Here is an 18,157-nt window from a genome sequence, read left to right on the forward strand (position 1 = left end):
TTTAAGAGTGTGTATTATAAAAAAGGAGCTTAGTGGCTAGGAGAGGATTTAGAAGGTGATGGTGCTTTCATAGCGTTTACAGAGAAATCAACATCAATCGTTCCTGCTTTCTCAAATGTCAATTTTGCGCTAATTTTATCACCTAACTTGAATGGTTGTGAAAGCCCCATAAACATAATATGATCACCGCCAGGCTTAAGCGTGATTTCGCCATTTCCTGGAATTTCAATGCCATTGTGCATTTTTTCCATTTTCATAATATCATTAACGACAGCCATAGAGTGTATCTCTGTTTTTTTTACTCCGTTTGTGGAAATAGAAACCAAACGGTCTGGGGTATTACTGTGATTAATAATGTAGAGATAACCGCTACCAACTCTTATACCTCTAAGTGTTTCGCGTGTCCAAGGATTGAGAATTTCTATGTCGCCAAGTTGATATTGCTGAGCACCTGCAGGCAGGGTTATACCAACAAAGAGAAGAGCACACACGATATTTATGATAACCTTTTTGTATGGATATTGTGTATTTATTATATTCTTAAAGATAAGATTTGTTATTTTCTTAATAATAGATGTCATCATTGATTTACCCTCCTTCATAAGATTCACACTTTGAATAACTTTTCATTTTAGCAGAGCTTTTATTTAAAATAAAAGAAAGAAATGCTAAAATGAAATTGATTTGAATATGAGAATAAAAATCATAGAATTCTTTGATTTTAAAGGAAGACAATAAGGTTTACAATGACAACACACCTCTTAACGCTTCCGTGTTCATCTCATAATAGTGTTTGTAAATGGTATAAAATCTATGATGCACTGCTATTTTACTTAATAAATATATAACACAGAGCAATCATCAACTACTTTACCAATTTTTAATATTACGACAGCTCTTGGTATTTTAAAGCATTTATACAGAGGCATTTTTATATATTTTCAAGTTCAAAATTATACAGTTAAGAAAAAACGCTTTAGGTGAGTTTAAAACACATCTTTCAAATAGCAGTAAACAATGAGACCGTTAAAAGGAGAATTTTTGAAAGGAGATCGATAGATAATACCTCTACTGATATGAGCATTAGATATGATGACTATTTTAGTCCAAGGAAAATTTATAATATTCGTGATATAAATTATTCGCCTTTTAAAAAGCTTTTACGTGAGTATCATTTTATTAATGATGAGAAGATCAAGAGCGAGAGTGCAATCACTCTTTTGTTTTTTTAATTTTTATAGAAAGATATATTTATTGAGAATTGCAAGAAAAATATATTATGATCTCAAGTTTCTCATAAATATGGTATTTATGGGGCATTAAAGCGCCTATTTTAAAATAAATTTTTTATTTTGGAGATGTTTCTCTCATTATTCTCTTGTAGCAATAAAAGCCTGTTCTTATATACGAGGCAGCAAGGCTTATTGCGACTTGCAATTTTTTATTATTTTATGTTGCTTGAAGCAATGTATGGGCTTTGAGTGTTATGAGGAGCTGTCTTAAAAAGATGCTTTATGAAGGTTGAGGTAGCTTGCTGAATGGAGATTATAATATGGCAAAAGTAATTGGTATTGATTTGGGGACAACGAACTCTTGTGTGGCTGTTATGGATGGCAAAAACGCAAAGGTTATCGAGAACTCAGAAGGAGCACGAACAACACCTTCCGTTGTTGCCTTTACTGATGGGGGAGAGCGGCTTGTTGGACAGCCTGCTAAACGGCAGGCGGTAACAAATCCCGAAGGGACAGTTTTTGCAGTTAAACGTTTGATAGGGCGTCGTTTTGATGATCCTATGGTTGAAAAAGATAAAGCACTTGTGCCTTATAAAATTGTTAAAGGTGACAATGGTGATGCATGGGTTGAAGAAGCGGGTAAGAAATATTCTCCATCGCAAATTTCAGCTATGATTTTGCAAAAGATGAAGGAAACAGCAGAATCTTATCTGGGTGAAAAAGTTGAACAAGCGGTTATTACTGTTCCTGCTTATTTTAATGATGCGCAACGTCAAGCGACTAAAGATGCGGGTAAAATTGCTGGACTTGAAGTTTTACGGATTATTAATGAGCCCACTGCTGCTGCTTTAGCTTATGGTTTGGACAAAAAAGACGGAAAGACAATTGCTGTTTACGACCTTGGTGGTGGTACATTTGATATTTCAGTACTTGAAATTGGAGATGGCGTTTTTGAAGTTAAATCAACCAATGGAGATACGTTTTTAGGGGGTGAAGACTTTGATATGCGCTTGGTCGGTTATTTTGCCGATGAGTTTAAGAAAGAGCAAGGAATTGATCTGAAAAATGATAAATTAGCTTTACAGCGCTTAAAAGAAGCGGCAGAAAAAGCAAAAATTGAGCTTTCTTCGTCACAGCAAACAGAAATCAATTTACCATTTATCACGGCAGATCAATCAGGTCCCAAGCACTTAACAATGAAATTGACTCGGGCAAAATTTGAATCTCTGGTTGACGATTTAGTGCAGCGCACCATCGAGCCTTGTAAAGCTGCGTTAAAAGATGCTGGATTAAAGGCCGGTGAGATTGACGAAGTTGTTTTAGTGGGTGGTATGACACGTATGCCCAAGATTCAGCAAGTCGTGCAAAGCTTCTTTGGTAAGGATCCACACAAAGGCGTTAATCCTGATGAAGTTGTTGCAATGGGTGCTGCCATTCAAGGGGGTGTATTGCAAGGCGATGTCAAAGACGTTTTGCTTCTAGATGTAACACCTTTATCCTTGGGGATCGAAACCTTGGGTGGTGTTTTCACACGTCTCATTGAGCGTAATACCACTATCCCAACAAAAAAATCTCAAGTTTTTTCAACAGCTGATGATAACCAGAGTGCTGTGACCATTCGTGTTTTCCAAGGTGAACGGGAAATGGCGAGCGATAATAAGTTATTGGCTCAATTTGATCTTGTTGGTATTCCTCCAGCACCACGTGGTATACCTCAAATTGAAGTTACTTTTGATATTGATGCGAATGGTATTGTTAATGTTTCGGCCAAAGATAAGGGAACTGGTAAAGAGCATCAAATTCGTATTCAGGCATCAGGTGGTTTAAGTGATGCTGATATTGAAAAAATGGTACAGGATGCGGAAGAGCATGCAGCTGAGGATAAAAAACGCCGTGAAGGTGTTGAAGCCAGAAATCAAGCGGAAGCTCTTATTCATTCAACTGAAAAGTCACTCAGTGAATATGGCGATAAAGTATCAGCTGAAGAAAAAGGACAGATTGAAACAGCAATATCTGATTTGAAATCTGCGCTTGAAGGCAGTGATACTGAAGAAGTAACAACAAAGATGCAAAAATTAGCTGAAGTCAGTATGAAGCTTGGACAGGCTATGTATGAAGCTTCACAAGCAGCGGGCGCTGACACTGAAACAGATGCAAAGAATGATGATGTTGTTGATGCTGATTTTGAAGAAGTTAATGATAAGAAGAAATAGTGTCAGCATGTGTGTTGATTAATTTATAAACCCGGCCTTTGAAATATAAGGCTGGGCTTTATTATTTGAGTGAGTTGCAACTTTGTTGCTAAAAATATAAATTAAAAGCAATCTTATCCATAAGATGGATGACAGAGAAATTATCAGGAATACATGATGAAGGTTGACTATTATGAAATTCTTGGCGTGACTCGTGAATGTGATGATAAAAAGTTGAAATCTGCTTTTCGTAAGTTGGCAATGCAATATCATCCTGATCGCAACGCCGGGGATAAAGAGGCAGAGCGAAAATTCAAAGAAATTGGCGAAGCCTACGAAGTCCTCAAAGATCCCCAAAAGCGTGCTGCTTATGATCGATTTGGTCATGCGGCTTTTGAAAATAGCGGTAGTCAAGGAGGAGCAAATCCCTTTGGAGGTTTTGCTGCTGGTGGTGGATTTGCTGATATTTTTGAAGATTTTTTTGGCGAAATTATGGGAGGTGCGCACCGTAAGCGTGGTGATGGTCGCGAACGTGGTGCAGATCTGAGTTATAATATGGAAATAACCTTAGAAGAGGTATTTTCAGGAAAAACTGCAGAAATTACTATTCCCAGTTCCGTTACGTGCGATGTTTGTGAAGGATCAGGAGCGAGAAAGGGTTCTAAGCCGCAAGTTTGTGGAACATGTCATGGATCTGGTCGTGTGCGTGCTGCACAAGGTTTCTTTTCTATTGAGCGAACATGTCCTTCATGTCATGGACGTGGTGAAACTATTACGGATCCATGCCCAAAATGTCAGGGGACACGACGCATAGAGAAAAAACGTTCATTGAGCGTGAATGTTCCAGCTGGTATTGAAGATGGAACGCGTATTCGCCTTTCTGGTGAGGGTGATGCTGGTATTCGTGGTGGCCCCAATGGTGATCTTTATATTTTCCTTTCCGTTAAACCGCATGAGTTTTTTCAGCGAGAAGGAGCAGATCTTCACTGTCGCGTTCCTATTTCAATGGTAACAGCTGCTTTAGGAGGAGAGTTTGAAGTTTCCGATCTTGATGGTGTTAAAGCACGTGTTAAGATCCCAGAAGGGACACAAAATGGACGTCAATTCCGCCTTAAGGGTAAGGGTATGCCCATGTTGCGTCGGCAGCAAGCAAGGGGTGACCTTTACATCCATATCACGATTGAGACACCACAAAAATTAACGCAAGAACAACGTGAACTATTGCAAAAATTTGAAAAACTTTCAAATCATGAGAATTCACCGCAATCACATGGCTTTTTTTCACGTATGAAGGAATTTTTTGAAAATATTTCTGGTTAAATATGTGAATGTTCTCAGAATAGATTAGAAAAAACTTTTGGAAGGTTATTTTAATTAAGCTTTCTATAGTCTTATTTATCTGTGAAAAGCATTTTTTTCTTGAAAAGAAAAGAGAGAAACGATTAATTTAGGGTAAGTAAGTGCCTGCCGCTGATAGTTTTTTACATTTCACGAGTTTTATGGATAAGTCTTATTTTTGAGTATCTATGATATTTTAAAAAGGGCTTATCCATACAAGAAGAACGCAATTGAGTGACTAATTTCCAGTGTCATGATAACTGCCTTTATGCATTCAGCATTTTTTGTATTTATTGTTTTACTCAAAATGTCTTTTTAAAAGCCCTATACTAAAACTGTCAAATAGGTAGTAGCCTATCAAGAAGTAGCTAAATAAGCTGTTAGACAATCCATCTTTTTCAAATAAAATATCAATTCCTCATAACCAATTTTATTTTTGGCATTTTTGATAGTCTTAAAAATTGCTTGGATAAGGTTACAGAGCTAAGTCAATCTACTTCTTATCTTGGTGATCTGTTAATTTTATTATTATTTTATTATTATAAGAAAATTTTGTTTTTATCTTACAAAATCAATGGTTGTATATATTCTTATTCATTGTTAAGTATCCATAAGCATAAACTAACGAGTCGAATGTACGGCATAGCTTTAAAATTTTTTCAGAACTTTGCTTTTCAATTTTATACATAAAATCATAAAATAATAACGTTTTGTACGCCTGTTTTGTTTAATTTTTCGCTGTCAGTTTTTTGAGGAAGTTGTTTTCTTGTTTCATTTCGTTATTACTTTTCCTAAATTCCACTAAGAGATGGTAAAAAGTGATGAGGAGGCTCTATTAATGGATGATGCTAAAAACGGTGCTGTAGATGTTTTAGAAAAACAAGCAGCATTTCTATCGTCTGCTTTACCATATATGCAAAAATACGAAAATGAAACGGTTGTGGTAAAATATGGCGGTCATGCTATGGGTGATCCTGCCTTGGGGCGAGCATTTGCGCGTGATATTGCTCTATTAAAGCAATCGGGGATTAACCCTGTTGTTGTTCATGGTGGAGGACCTCAAATTGCTGAAATTTTGATGAAAATGGGGATTGAATCACGATTTGAAAACGGTTTACGCGTAACCGACGAGCGGATCGTTGAAGTCGTTGAAATGGTTTTGGCCGGTTCCATAAACAAAGAAATTGTCGCTCTCATCAATGCAGAGGGTGAATGGGCAATAGGATTATGTGGTAAGGACGGCAATATGGTTTTTGCCGAAAAGGCTTATAAAACTGTCATTGATCCTGATTCGAATATTGAACGTGTTTTAGATTTGGGATTTGTTGGTGAGCCTATTGAAGTTGATCGCACATTGCTGGATCTTTTAGCATGTTCTGAAATGATACCAGTTCTTGCTCCTGTGGCTCCAGGACGCGATGGAAAAACCTATAATATTAATGCTGATATTTTTGCTGGGGCTATTGCTGGTGCATTAGAGGCTAAACGCCTTTTATTTCTCACTGATGTTCCTGGTGTTTTGGATAAACAGGGCCAACTTTTAAAAGAATTGACAGTTTCTGAAGCAGAGAAACTTATCAAAAATGGGACAATTTCAGGAGGCATGATTCCAAAAGTAGAGACTTGTATAAAAGCCCTTCAAAATGGTGTGGAAGGTGTTGTCATTTTAAATGGTAAAACTCCTCATTCTGTTTTACTAGAACTGTTTACCGAACAGGGAGTTGGAACGCTTATTGTTTCATAAATTGTGCGGAAAATTGGAGGAGAAAGCCTTTCATGACAAATATAAAACAGCTTAAATATCCTTTATTAAGTAAGCCAGAATTGGCAATATTTGCTGCAACAATATTGTGGGGTATTACATTTTTAGTCATTCATATTGCGGTACGCTATAGTGGTCCCCTGTTTTTTGTTGGATTTCGTTTTATTATTGCATCTCTTATATGTGGAGCAATTTTTTGGCGCTCTATAAAAGGTATAACGGTTTATGAAGTTTTCGCTGGGATGGCGATTGGTTTAGCCATGTTTTTAGGTTATGCTTTTCAAGCAGCTGGACTTCAAACGATTATTAGTAGTCAGTCGGCTTTTATTACAGCGCTTTATGTACCGATGGTTCCAATCTTGCAATGGATTGTTTTTAAAAAACCTCCCCGTTTTGCTTGTTGGGTTGGTATTGTTTTCGCTTTTATTGGGCTTGTTCTTGTTTCAGGACAAAAGCCGGGGAATTTTGATTTTTCAAAAGGCGAAATTTTGACTTTGTTAGGCGCTTTAGCGATTGCTGGAGAAGTCATACTCATCGGAATTTTTGCCAATAAGGTTGATAGTCGGCGTGTGACCATTATTCAGTTATTTTTTAGTGGTTTTTTTTCATTTTCTTGTATGCCTTTGATGGGTGAAAGCATTCCTGAATTTTCGTGGGTATGGTTTAGTATTGGCATCGGATTGGCATTAATGAGTGCCATCATTCAATTGGCTATGAATTGGGCACAAAAGTCTATTTCTCCTACACGTGCAACACTCATTTACGCAGGTGAACCGGTATGGGCTGGTATTGTTGGGCGTTTGGCTGGAGAGCATTTATCCCCGTTAGCATTATTAGGTGGCTTGCTTATTCTGATTGGGATCATTGTGGCTGAATTACAACCTTCACAATGGCGTAAAAAAAATAAAGCAATTGAAAAAATTGATTAGCTATGCACCTTTGCTATTATGATTTTATTACATGAGATTTTTGCTTGCAAAGTTTTCATTTTTGAGGCTTTTTTAAAATATGAAGATAAGGAGGCTTTATAAGCTATTCCAGCTTTTGTATAGCAAATTGGAGTAATAATATTTATCTGTTTGCTTAACCTCTGAAACGGGAAGCCAACCTTCATTGAGTCAAAGCATGAAGTGGTAAAGACAAAAAACAACACTCATCTTTACTGTTATTGTTAAATTTAGCTTTACAATTTTCAAAAACATCCATGGTAATTTTTTTGAATAATAAAAATTACGCACCGTTGCACGTTATTCCTTTTGTTATTTCATGGGATCACGCTTTTCACGTAAAATAGAACGCCTAAAGCAGCTTCCCATAATGTTGTATATTAACGCGTTTTTTAAAAAGACAATTTTCTTAATATACATCATATTCATTGACGGTCCGCGTGAAGTATAGAAAAACCACAGAGCATCATCGTTTTACTTAAATAAAAGGCACTAGCATTTTCTTTGTCAGTTCTCAATATTACGACAGCCTTTGGCATTTAAAAGAGAGAGGCATGTTTACTCATTTCTTAAACGTTTTTATCCATATACTAGCCCTGTTTTATAATGGGGAAGCAAAAAATTTGATTGATTCATTATGAAAAGATTTAAAATGAGAAAGGCTCGCGATATTCAGAGTTTTAATTTAAATTGAAAAACAATAAACGATCATTATAAATTAATGCATTATCCAATGAATCGAAGAGGATTGGTGTTTTTTATCTTTAATGGACGGAGGAAGGAGTTGTATAAAAAGTACATAAAAAGATCACTCAATAGAGCATATTTCTAAAGTTTTAAAAATTGAGAAGAAACTCCCTCGATATTCATGTTATTTTATATAAGATTGCTAAAAAAGCAGGTTATTGCGTATAAATAAAAAAGCACTTCCTGCGAATTTTATTGCAAGCTTAAGTGATATACACGCCCATCATATAAATATTATAACATATTGATTTATAATTAATATAGAATTATTCACATTGAATTAGAATCCTGAATACCGTAAAACTTTCTCACTTCAAATCGTTTTCATATTAAATCAATCCAAATCTACTTGCTTACACGTTACAAGAAGGTGGTCCATGTGGGTAAAAACTGTACAAGAAAGGCATATCTCTTATAAACTCTTTCAAGTGTAAAGGATTGTTGCAACATTGGAGGTTGGCAAAATGTGTGATGGTGCCGGTTTATCCAGCATATGAGTCATAAAATAAGATGTGAAAATATCATTTTAGTACCGTTGGATTTAATTTAGCAAATAAAAGCCTCATTTTTTAGGTTATGAAAAGTTGTGTTTTGAGAAGCTTTTTAGGTTTATATTCTTTTGATAGAAGCCGGAGCATAATTGGTCTTTGCGTTTTGTATTATTCTTTGCTAAATCGCCTTATATGACAATAGATCGTAATTATATTCGTAATTTTTCCATCGTGGCGCATATTGATCACGGCAAATCCACTTTAGCTGATCGTTTGATTCAAATAACAGGTGGACTTGATACACGTGAGATGAAAGAACAAGTACTCGATTCCATGGATATTGAGCGTGAACGTGGAATTACTATTAAAGCACAAACGGTACGTTTACACTATAAGGCAAAGAATGGTGAAACCTATATTTTAAATCTTATGGATACACCTGGTCATGTGGATTTTGCTTATGAGGTTTCGCGTTCATTGGCAGCTTGTGAAGGTTCTCTGTTGGTGGTGGATGCAAGCCAAGGTGTAGAGGCGCAGACGTTAGCAAATGTTTATCAAGCCATTGATAATTCCCATGAGTTGGTTGTTGTACTCAATAAAGTTGATCTTCCAGCAGCAGAACCTGAGCGTGTTAAAGAACAAATTGAAGATGTGATAGGCATTGATACATCTCAAGCAGTAGAAATATCAGCAAAAACAGGTTTGGGTGTTCCTGATGTTTTGGAGGCAATTGTTACACAATTACCACCTCCACATACAGGCGATGTTGCAAATCCCTTGAAAGCAATGTTGGTTGATAGCTGGTATGATGCATATCTTGGTGTCATTGTTTTGGTACGAGTGATAGATGGTATTTTAAAAAAAGGCCAAACCATTCGTATGATGGGTACGGGAGCAAAATATCCAGTTGAGCGCGTTGGGGTGTTTACACCTAAAATGGTACAAGTTGATGAGTTAGGACCAGGCGAGATTGGTTTTATCACTGCCTCTATCAAAGAAGTAGCAGATACACGGGTTGGGGATACGATTACTGAAGAGCGCCGTCCTTGTGAAAATGCTTTGCCTGGTTTTAAGCCGGCGCAACCAGTTGTATTTTGTGGTCTTTTTCCAATTGATGCTGCCGATTTTGATGATTTACGTGCAGCCATGGGCAAATTACGCTTAAATGATGCGAGTTTTTCTTTTGAAATGGAAACATCCGCGGCTTTGGGATTTGGTTTTCGCTGTGGCTTTTTGGGACTTCTTCATCTTGAAATTATTCAAGAGCGATTAGAGCGTGAGTTTAATTTGGATTTAATCGCGACTGCACCTTCGGTTGTTTATCGCATGAATATGAATGATGGTTCTGTTAAAGAGTTGCACAATCCAGCGGATATGCCTGATGTGGTTAAAATTTCTTCAATCGAAGAACCATGGATTCGGGCGACAATCATGACTCCTGATAATTATCTTGGGTCAATTTTAGAGCTATGCCAAGAGCGGCGGGGGATACAAGCTGGTTTGTCCTATGTTGGAACCCGTGCTATGGTAACGTACGATTTACCACTGAATGAAGTTGTTTTTGATTTTTATGATCGGCTAAAATCAATCTCAAAGGGTTATGCTTCTTTTGATTATCAGATGGCAGATTATGCAGAAGGGGATTTAGTTAAAATGTCTATTTTGGTAAATGGAGAGTCTATAGATGCATTGTCTATGCTTGTGCACCGCACGATTGCAGAAAAGCGCGGGCGTTCCATGTGTGAAAAGCTGAAAGATCTTATTCCCCAGCATATGTTTCAGATTCCAGTTCAAGCGGCTATTGGTGGTAAAGTTATAGCGCGCGAAACAATTCGTGCTTTGCGTAAAGATGTAACAGCGAAATGTTACGGGGGTGATGTCACGCGTAAGCGCAAACTTTTGGAAAAGCAAAAAGAAGGCAAAAAGCGGATGCGTCAATTTGGAAAAGTAGAAATTCCACAATCGGCATTTATTCAAGCACTCAAAATGAACAAATAATGAAAAAAGGAGTATTTCTCTTATTGATTGCGCTTTTGCTTTTATTAATTGATTCAGGTGCTTAAAGAACACTTTTAAATAGAATTGCGCTGTGCTTCATGTTTTTGTGTATTGCGTAATGATGTCATGCTTCTCACGTAAAACAGAATGCTTTAAACGAAATACATTTATGTTGCATATTGGTGTGCTTGTTTTAGTGAATCATCACTCAATGCATCAAATTCCATTTCACAATGGAGGCTGTGAAAAATATAAAGTAACATACACTGTGAATGATATAAAATCCATTTGGCATCACCGTCTTTACGCGTCATAAAGGTGCAAAGCGCATCTATCATACTCTTTTTTAGCTCAAAATATTATGACAGTCCTTATCATTTGAGAGAATTTTCATTAAAAATATTTTTACTCTTTTCTTAAAGTGTCTCTTGCCCACACACCAACTGCGTTTGTAACACGCAAGGAAATGATAGTGATTAGATTCACTATGAAAGGATTTGAAATGAGAGAATTTTTGTATTCGAGGTTATTATTCAAGTAAAAAAACGATGAAATATTATTGTGAATTAATCTTGTGTCTAAGAACGTAAAAGATCATTAATGGATGTTTTTTCTCGTGTTTTTTGATCAACGCGTTTTACAATAACAGCACAATAAAGGCTTGGTCCTGCTTCACCATTTGGTAAAGGTTTTCCAGGGAAACAACCTGGCACAACCACTGAATAGGCTGGTACTTCACCGATAAAAATTTCACCTGTTGTACGATCAATAATCTTTGTAGATTTTCCAATAAAGACTCCCATTCCCAAAACAGCACCTTCACGGATAATACAGCCTTCAACAATTTCAGAGCGAGCACCGATAAAGCAGTGATCTTCAATGATTGTTGGGTTTGCTTGCAGTGGTTCCAAAACACCTCCAATACCAACACCGCCAGAAAGATGGACATGTTTACCAATTTGTGCACAAGAACCAACGGTGGTCCATGTATCAACCATTGTACCCTCATCGACAAAAGCACCAAGATTAACAAAGGATGGCATCAATATAACGTTGGGTGCAATGTAAGCAGAATGACGTACAATGGCTCCAGGAACGGAACGGAAAGCAGCACTTTTAAAATCGGTCTCTTGCCAACCAGAGAATTTTGAAGGAACTTTATCCCACCAATGTGTTCCATTGATTCCACCAGTAATAATTTGCATAGGATTAAGCCGAAAAGAGAGCAAAACCGCTTTTTTCAACCATTGATGAACATGCCATTGTCCATTTTTTTGTCGTTCTGCAACACGGATTTCACCGTTATCAAGAAGGTTCAATGTATGTTCGACACTCTCACGGATTTCGCCTTTTGTGGTAGTATCGATAGAATCGCGATCGTCAAAAGCTTGTTGAATAATCATTTCAAGTTGTGTGAGATGGGGCATGACGAGAGTTCCGTTAAACAAGTTGAAAGCTTCAAGGTTTATTCTCTATGAACTACGCGAAGAAATGTGTTCAGTCAATAAAACGATGAGGAAGTAGGACAGGTGCATGAAAAAAGGCTGTAAAGAAAAAAGAAAAGGAGAACAAGAAAATTGGACACCACTTCTCCATACGAAGGATGCTCTACAACAAATACATAAAATCTCTAATTCAGCACAAATGCGTTCGTCTACTTATCGTTTAGCCTATATCGATCAAGATTTTATGATGCGTCCAGAGTTGCGCTCACAACGTATTGGTCTTGAATTTTTAAAGCCGGAAATAACCCTTAAAGAATATGATATTCAATCAACAGTTGTTTTGTTTGGTGGTGCGCGTATTCCTGAATCTGGGCAAGCGGCATGGGCTGCAAAAAATGAAATACAAAAGAAAAATTTGCGTGCTATGTCACATTATTACGATGAAGCGAGAGAATTTGCGCGTTTGTGCTCATTTTATTCTGCTACGACAGAATATCGTGAATTTGTGGTTGTTACGGGGGGCGGACCAGGAATTATGGAGGCGGGAAATCGTGGTGCTTGTGATGTTGGTGCCCCAACGATTGGTTTGAATATTATTTTACCACATGAGCAGGAACCTAATTCGTATGTGTCGCCGCATTTGTGTTTCAATTTTCATTATTTGGGGATGCGCAAAATGCATTTTTTAGTACGAGCGAAAGCATTAGCTATCTTCCCTGGAGGATTTGGGACTCTGGATGAATTGTTTGAGACGTTAACTTTAGTACAGACGGGGCGTATGAAACAGGTACCAATTTTATTGTTTGGCAAAGAATTTTGGAGCAATACTATCAATTTTGAGTATCTATCTGAACAAGGTACAATTTCTCCTACTGATGTTAATTTTGTGAAATTTGTCAATACAGCAGCAGAAGCTTTTGAAGAAATTCGTTCTTTTTATAAACTGCCTTAATGACTTTTAAGACGTTCACTCTTGAAGGATAATTAATACTCTACTTTGGTTAAATAAAGTCCTGAAGGAGGAGCAACAACACCACAATGTTTACGATCTTTAGCATGAAGAGCTGCTTCGAGATCTTGAGCTGTCCAATGTCCAATACCCACTTCCATGAGGCTTCCTGCGAATGAACGGATTTGATGATGAAGAAAAGAACGGGCTTGCGCATAAAGGAAAATTTCTTCACCTTCTCTTTGAATATCGAGGCGGTCAAGGGTGCGAATAGGGCTTTTTGCTTGGCAATGTGCGGAACGGAAAGTGGTAAAATCATGTTTTCCTACAAGCTTTTGAGCAGCTTCATGCATGGCTTCAGCATTAAGAGGCTTTGGCAACCACCACACGCGTTTGGCATTTAAGGCTGGTGGAGAGCGACGATTAAGAATTTTAAAAAGATAATGGCGTTTTACAGCGGAAAATCGTGCATCAAAGTCATCAGGGACATTTTGTACGTTTAAGATTGAAATCGCTTCTCCCTGTTTACGTAAAAGAGCATTGAGCGCATCACGTACAGTATGGGGATGCCAGTTTTTTATGAAATCAACATGCGCAACTTGTCCCGTAGCGTGTACGCCCGCATCGGTTCTTCCTGCTGTTGTTATGGTCAATTGTTGTCCACTAAAGGAAAAGAGTACCTTTTCAAGAGCTCCTTGTACAGTGTGAAGTTTTACTTGACGCTGCCAACCAGCATAATTTGAACCATCATATTCAAGAGTGAGTTTAAAACGTGGCATCTTAAAAAACAGCAGAAATATAAGCACCTCGTAAAAAGGTTGCGCTATCAAGGACTTTACCACCCGATCTTTGGAGAGAGGTTATTTCTATCCGCCCTTGTCCACAATGGACAATCAAAGAATCTGGTTCGATCCGTCCAATTTCAAGAGAAGGACCTGTTGTTAAGCGACTATCAAGAATTTTTACACGTTCTTCTCGTCCCCCAATATTCATATTGCACCAGCAACCAGGAGAAGGAGAGAGCGCGCGAATATGCCTCTGAATAAATTCTGCAGGTTTTGTCCAATCAATGCGGGTCTCTTCCTTTTTGATTTTGGCAGCATAGGTGATGCCTTCCTCTGATTGTGGGGTTAGTTTAAGTTGGTCTTTTTCAAGAGTTGATAGGGTTTCTATCATAAGTTCTGCGCCAATATGTGAAAGTTTGTTTGAAAGCTCAGCAGTGGTGGTGTTATCAGTAATGGGGATGGAGCGAGAAAGAGCGATAGGTCCCGTATCAAGTCCTTCATCCATTTTCATGATCATGATACCTGTTTCTTTATCGCCAGCCATAATTGCACGCTGAATAGGTGCAGCACCACGCCAGCGTGGTAAGAGTGAAGCGTGGGCATTAAAACAACCAAAACGGGGTGTTTCAAGAATAGCTTTGGGTAAAAGGAGTCCATAGGCAACAACAACAGCAACATCAACAGAAAGTGCTGCAAATTGCTCCTGTTGTTCGATTGTTTTGAGTGTTTGTGGCGTAAAGATGGGAATAGATTTCTCTTTTGCTACATTGTGAACAGGTGAGGGGATTAATTTAAGTCCTCGACGTCCTGCTGGGCGAGGGGGTTGACTATAAACAGCAACAACATCATGACCTGCATCCAATAAAGCACGTAAAATAGGAACAGAAAAATCTGGTGTCCCCATAAAACTTAATCGTAAAGCCATTACAAAACTGCTTCCTGCATGTTTTTTTCTTTTGCGCGTTTTTTAAATTTTCGTATCACCATATCGCGTTTGATCTTTGAAATGTAATCAATAAAAAGGCGCCCATTTAAATGATCAATTTCATGCTGCAAGCAAGTTGCCAAGAGATCGTCTGCTTCAATTTCTGTTTGTTTTCCTTCACGGTTCTGGTAGCGAACACAAAGGCGTTTAGGACGTTCAACCTCTGCAAAATAGTCAGGAATAGAAAGACAACCTTCTTTATAAATATTACGCTCATCTGAAAGCCATAAAATTTCAGGGTTGATAATAACAAATGGTTTTTTCTGCTCATCTTCAGAATTTCCAGAGACATCTATAACCAACATACGTAGCGGTATACCAATTTGAATAGCAGCAAGACCAACGCCCTTAGCACTATACATGGTTTCCAACATATCATCCGCAAGTTTTTGAAGAGCTGAATCGACCTGATCAACGGGCTTGGACACTTCCCGTAAAATCGGATCAGGTAAAGTAACTAAAGATCTCATTGGCATAAGTAGAGATTAATCAATGGTTTGTTATTGGTCAATATTGAATAACGGATTCTTGCGTTTTTTTACAATAAGAGCGTTATATTACAATTTATGTTTGATTCGTTTTTTTCCATACTCGCTGGAGAGTTTTTTTCTAAACTAATGCTTTTGCTTTTATTTATACTTGTTTGTTGGGCATTTTTTATGTTGATACATTCTCATCGAAAAAAAGCATTTTTGGAAAATGAAATTGCTGAACGCGCACGTGAGGCACAAATGCAGATGGCTACCTTGCTGAAAACACAAGCTGAAATGCAAGGGAGAATGCAAACGATGGCGGAAATTTTTGGTCAACGGCAGGCTGAATTGAATAAATCACTCAGTGAGCAACTCAATGGGATGACAACAAGCTTAGGCCAAACACTTCAGGTACAGACCAAATCCACTTATGAAAATTTGAATCGTTTGCAAGAGCGTTTAGCAGTGATTGACGCGGCACAAAATAATATTCAATCGCTTACGGGACAAGTTGTTCAGTTGCAGTCCATTTTAAGCAATAAGCAGACACGTGGTACTTTCGGTCAGGGGCGGATGGAAGCAATTATTGCCGATGCCTTACCAACAAATGCTTATGTTTTTCAGGCTGTTCTTTCCAATGGAAAACGCCCAGATTGTCTCATTCATATGCCCAATAAAGCCCCTTCTCTTGTTGTTGATGCTAAATTCCCTCTGGAGGCTTGGAATGCTATGCGTAAGGCAGAATCAGCGCAAGAGCGTCAAGAGGCAGAACGCCAATTTCGTACCGATATGGAAGTCCATATTCGTGATATTGCACAAAAATATTTGATTCCTGGAGAAACCCATGACACTGCTTTCCTTTTTGTGCCATCTGAATCGATTTTTGCAACAATTTATGAGGACTTTGAGGCATTGGTACAAAAATCCAATAGAGCTCATGTGATTATTGTTTCACCATCTTTGTTGATGCTCTCTGTCCAAGTGGTACAAACCATTATGAAAGATGCACGGATGCGTGAACAAGCGCACTTAATTCAATCAGAAGTAGCAAAATTGATGGAAGATTTTGGACGAATGGATATACGTGTTCGTGCGTTACAGAAGCACTTTCACAAAGCAGGTGAAGATATAGAGGGAATTTTGATATCGTCTTCCAAAATTATGAAACGGGCAAATCGCATTGAAACTGTCGAATTAAAAGAGAATCATTCTGAACCAACAAAAATGACAACATTGGCTCAGTCGCAAACATTGCGTTTTGCTGACGAGGAATAAAGCAAAGCAAGCTTCTTAAATATCACAAGTCAGATCATGTTCTTTATTGATTGGTAATACTTTTTTAGTATCTCTATCTTGTTTTATTTCTTAAACGAGAGGAATAGGAATATGCGACACCTTTTGTTTTTAGGGGCACTGGTGTTTCTGCTAGATGGGTGTGCAACAACCACTCCCATACACACGAACAATGCGTGTGCTATTTTAGCACAAAAAAATGGTTTTTTTGACAATTGGGGTAAGGCTTCTAAACGTGCAGAAATGCGCTATGGGATTCCTATGTCTATTATTCTTGCAACCATTAATATGGAATCGAGCTTTCGTCACAATGCACGTCCTCCACGTAAAAAACTACTTGGTTTTATTCCATGGAAGCGTCAATCGACAGCCTATGGTTATTCTCAAGCGCTTGACAGTACATGGGCAATGTATCTTCGCTCTACGGGCAGATCTTTTGCATGGCGTACGAATTTTGCAGATTCTGCTGATTTTATTGCTTGGTACCATCGCCAAAGTGTTCAACGCAATGGGGTGAGATTTGATGATGCATATAGCCTTTATTTAAATTATCATATGGGACATGGTGCTTATGCGCGTAGTGGCGGGCATGTCTCTGCGGCACTTTCACAGGCAGCACAGCGCATGGCAAGGATATCGAGGCTCTATGAACAGCAATTAAAGAGATGTGGATGGCGTTAGGGAAGATTTTTGAAAATCTCAATTAGAGAATTGTTTTGGTAAAATTATTTGAGAGCCAAATTTCTTATGGCGTGATAAGGCTGTATCGTTTTTCTGATTGTTAAATGAAATAAATTGTTATTTTTTAGAATAAACCAAAGAGACAGAAAGCTTTTGCAATGCACAATATTTTGAGAGCACTCTCAATATTTTTACCTCTGTTGTTTAAAAAATTTACAATGAAAACTATCTTCTATTTGGTTCTGACATTTCTCACAGGGCTAAGTACCAGAGATTATTGAATAAAAATTTTAAAATTTAATATTATTTTTTATTTTCATTATGCGTATTGCTGACTGATTATTACATGAATATTTTCTTTGTTAGCGTATAAAAGAGCAATCAAAAGAAATGCAATTCGAGCATCATATTAAAGTAAGAATCTCGAATGGCGTAGGGTTTTATCATTTCAGATCTCTTGAGGTTGAATCAATAAAAACCATTGGCTTGCACATAACAAGCGCAATTGGCATGTGGATAAAAACTGTGAAAGAAAAGACTAAAAATGTTTCTTATGAACATTCTCAAATGTAAGAATTATTGGCAACATTGGGAATTAGCACATATAATGATGGCGCACGTCGCTTTCACACCTCAACCTTTTTTGTGACGTGCAAGGAAACAAAATTAATTGATTCAATATGTTATTTGAGCGTTAATACACCTTAGTATTGAGTAGGTAGATGCTACTCAAAGTAGGCAATTTTTTAATTGGCAGGACATTTGATCAAGCTAAAAATACTCGAAAAAAGTTCTGATTCGCAATAATTGAGAAGAATATTTTAATATTTTATTCCCTC

The 18,157-nt window shown here is 37.6% G+C and carries 14 protein-coding genes; 8 read left to right on the forward strand and 6 right to left on the reverse strand.

Going from position 1 to position 18,157, the window contains the following annotated elements; all coding sequences use genetic code 11:
- Positions 1-29: 29 nt before the first annotated feature.
- Positions 30-584 carry a copper chaperone PCu(A)C gene (locus ACFIKB_RS00795; protein WP_375652577.1) on the reverse strand — a complete coding sequence of 185 codons (555 nt, stop codon included), beginning with the start codon at positions 582-584 and terminating at the stop codon, positions 30-32.
- A gap of 968 nt (positions 585-1,552) precedes the next feature.
- On the opposite strand from ACFIKB_RS00795, the gene dnaK reads away from it, so the two are divergent.
- The 5 genes from dnaK (at position 1,553) to lepA (ending at position 10,707) form a co-directional block, all read left to right on the forward strand.
- Entirely contained in the window at positions 1,553-3,445 is a 1,893-nt protein-coding gene (dnaK, locus tag ACFIKB_RS00800; RefSeq protein ID WP_375635402.1) for a molecular chaperone DnaK, read from the forward strand.
- A gap of 156 nt (positions 3,446-3,601) precedes the next feature.
- Positions 3,602-4,744: a molecular chaperone DnaJ gene (gene dnaJ / locus ACFIKB_RS00805; protein ID WP_012754490.1), complete on the forward strand. Its 1,143-nt coding sequence runs from the start codon at positions 3,602-3,604 to the stop codon at positions 4,742-4,744.
- Positions 4,745-5,600: 856 nt separating this feature from the next.
- Positions 5,601-6,506 (forward strand): acetylglutamate kinase, encoded by a 906-nt coding sequence (argB, locus tag ACFIKB_RS00810; RefSeq protein WP_012754491.1) that lies wholly within the window; start codon positions 5,601-5,603, stop codon positions 6,504-6,506.
- A gap of 32 nt (positions 6,507-6,538) precedes the next feature.
- A complete protein-coding gene (locus tag ACFIKB_RS00815; RefSeq protein WP_012754492.1) occupies positions 6,539-7,453 on the forward strand; it encodes a DMT family transporter in 915 nt (304 codons plus the stop codon).
- Positions 7,454-8,901: 1,448 nt separating this feature from the next.
- Positions 8,902-10,707, forward strand: a complete 1,806-nt coding sequence (lepA, locus tag ACFIKB_RS00820) for a translation elongation factor 4 (RefSeq protein ID WP_012754493.1) — start codon at positions 8,902-8,904, stop codon at positions 10,705-10,707.
- Positions 10,708-10,874: 167 nt separating this feature from the next.
- On the opposite strand, the gene ACFIKB_RS00825 is transcribed toward lepA, so the two are convergent.
- Entirely contained in the window at positions 10,875-11,045 is a 171-nt protein-coding gene (locus ACFIKB_RS00825; RefSeq protein WP_375635403.1) for a hypothetical protein, read from the reverse strand.
- Positions 11,046-11,285: 240 nt separating this feature from the next.
- On the reverse strand, positions 11,286-12,134 hold the full coding sequence (dapD, locus tag ACFIKB_RS00830; protein WP_375635404.1) for a 2,3,4,5-tetrahydropyridine-2,6-dicarboxylate N-succinyltransferase: 849 nt from the start codon (positions 12,132-12,134) through the stop codon (positions 11,286-11,288).
- A gap of 106 nt (positions 12,135-12,240) precedes the next feature.
- Between dapD and ACFIKB_RS00835 the strand changes: the two genes are divergently transcribed.
- Entirely contained in the window at positions 12,241-13,104 is an 864-nt protein-coding gene (locus tag ACFIKB_RS00835; RefSeq protein ID WP_375635405.1) for an LOG family protein, read from the forward strand.
- 32 nt (positions 13,105-13,136) lie between these two features.
- Here ACFIKB_RS00835 and truA read toward each other — a convergent pair whose 3' ends face one another.
- From truA to def, 3 genes are read right to left on the reverse strand one after another with little or no spacing between them, the layout of a single operon-like run.
- The gene (gene truA / locus ACFIKB_RS00840) at positions 13,137-13,880 is read right to left on the reverse strand and encodes a tRNA pseudouridine(38-40) synthase TruA (protein ID WP_375652578.1); all 744 of its coding nucleotides are present in this window, start codon (positions 13,878-13,880) and stop codon (positions 13,137-13,139) included.
- Between the two features lies 1 nt (position 13,881).
- Positions 13,882-14,811, reverse strand: coding sequence for a methionyl-tRNA formyltransferase (gene fmt, locus ACFIKB_RS00845; RefSeq protein ID WP_375635407.1), 930 nt, complete (start codon positions 14,809-14,811; stop codon positions 13,882-13,884).
- A complete protein-coding gene (gene def / locus ACFIKB_RS00850; RefSeq protein WP_375635408.1) occupies positions 14,811-15,347 on the reverse strand; it encodes a peptide deformylase in 537 nt (178 codons plus the stop codon). Before def ends, fmt begins: the two co-directional genes overlap by 1 nt.
- 90 nt (positions 15,348-15,437) lie before the next feature.
- Here def and ACFIKB_RS00855 point away from each other — a divergent pair, with 90 nt between their 5' ends.
- A complete protein-coding gene (locus ACFIKB_RS00855; RefSeq protein ID WP_375635409.1) occupies positions 15,438-16,619 on the forward strand; it encodes a DNA recombination protein RmuC in 1,182 nt (393 codons plus the stop codon).
- 111 nt (positions 16,620-16,730) lie between these two features.
- Complete coding sequence (locus ACFIKB_RS00860) at positions 16,731-17,318, forward strand: hypothetical protein (protein WP_375635410.1); 588 nt, start codon at positions 16,731-16,733, stop codon at positions 17,316-17,318.
- Positions 17,319-18,157 lie beyond the last annotated feature (839 nt).

The sequence above is a fragment of the Bartonella sp. MR110HLJHH genome (genome assembly GCF_042194225.1).
Classification (GTDB): Bacteria; Pseudomonadota; Alphaproteobacteria; order Rhizobiales; family Rhizobiaceae; genus Bartonella; species Bartonella grahamii.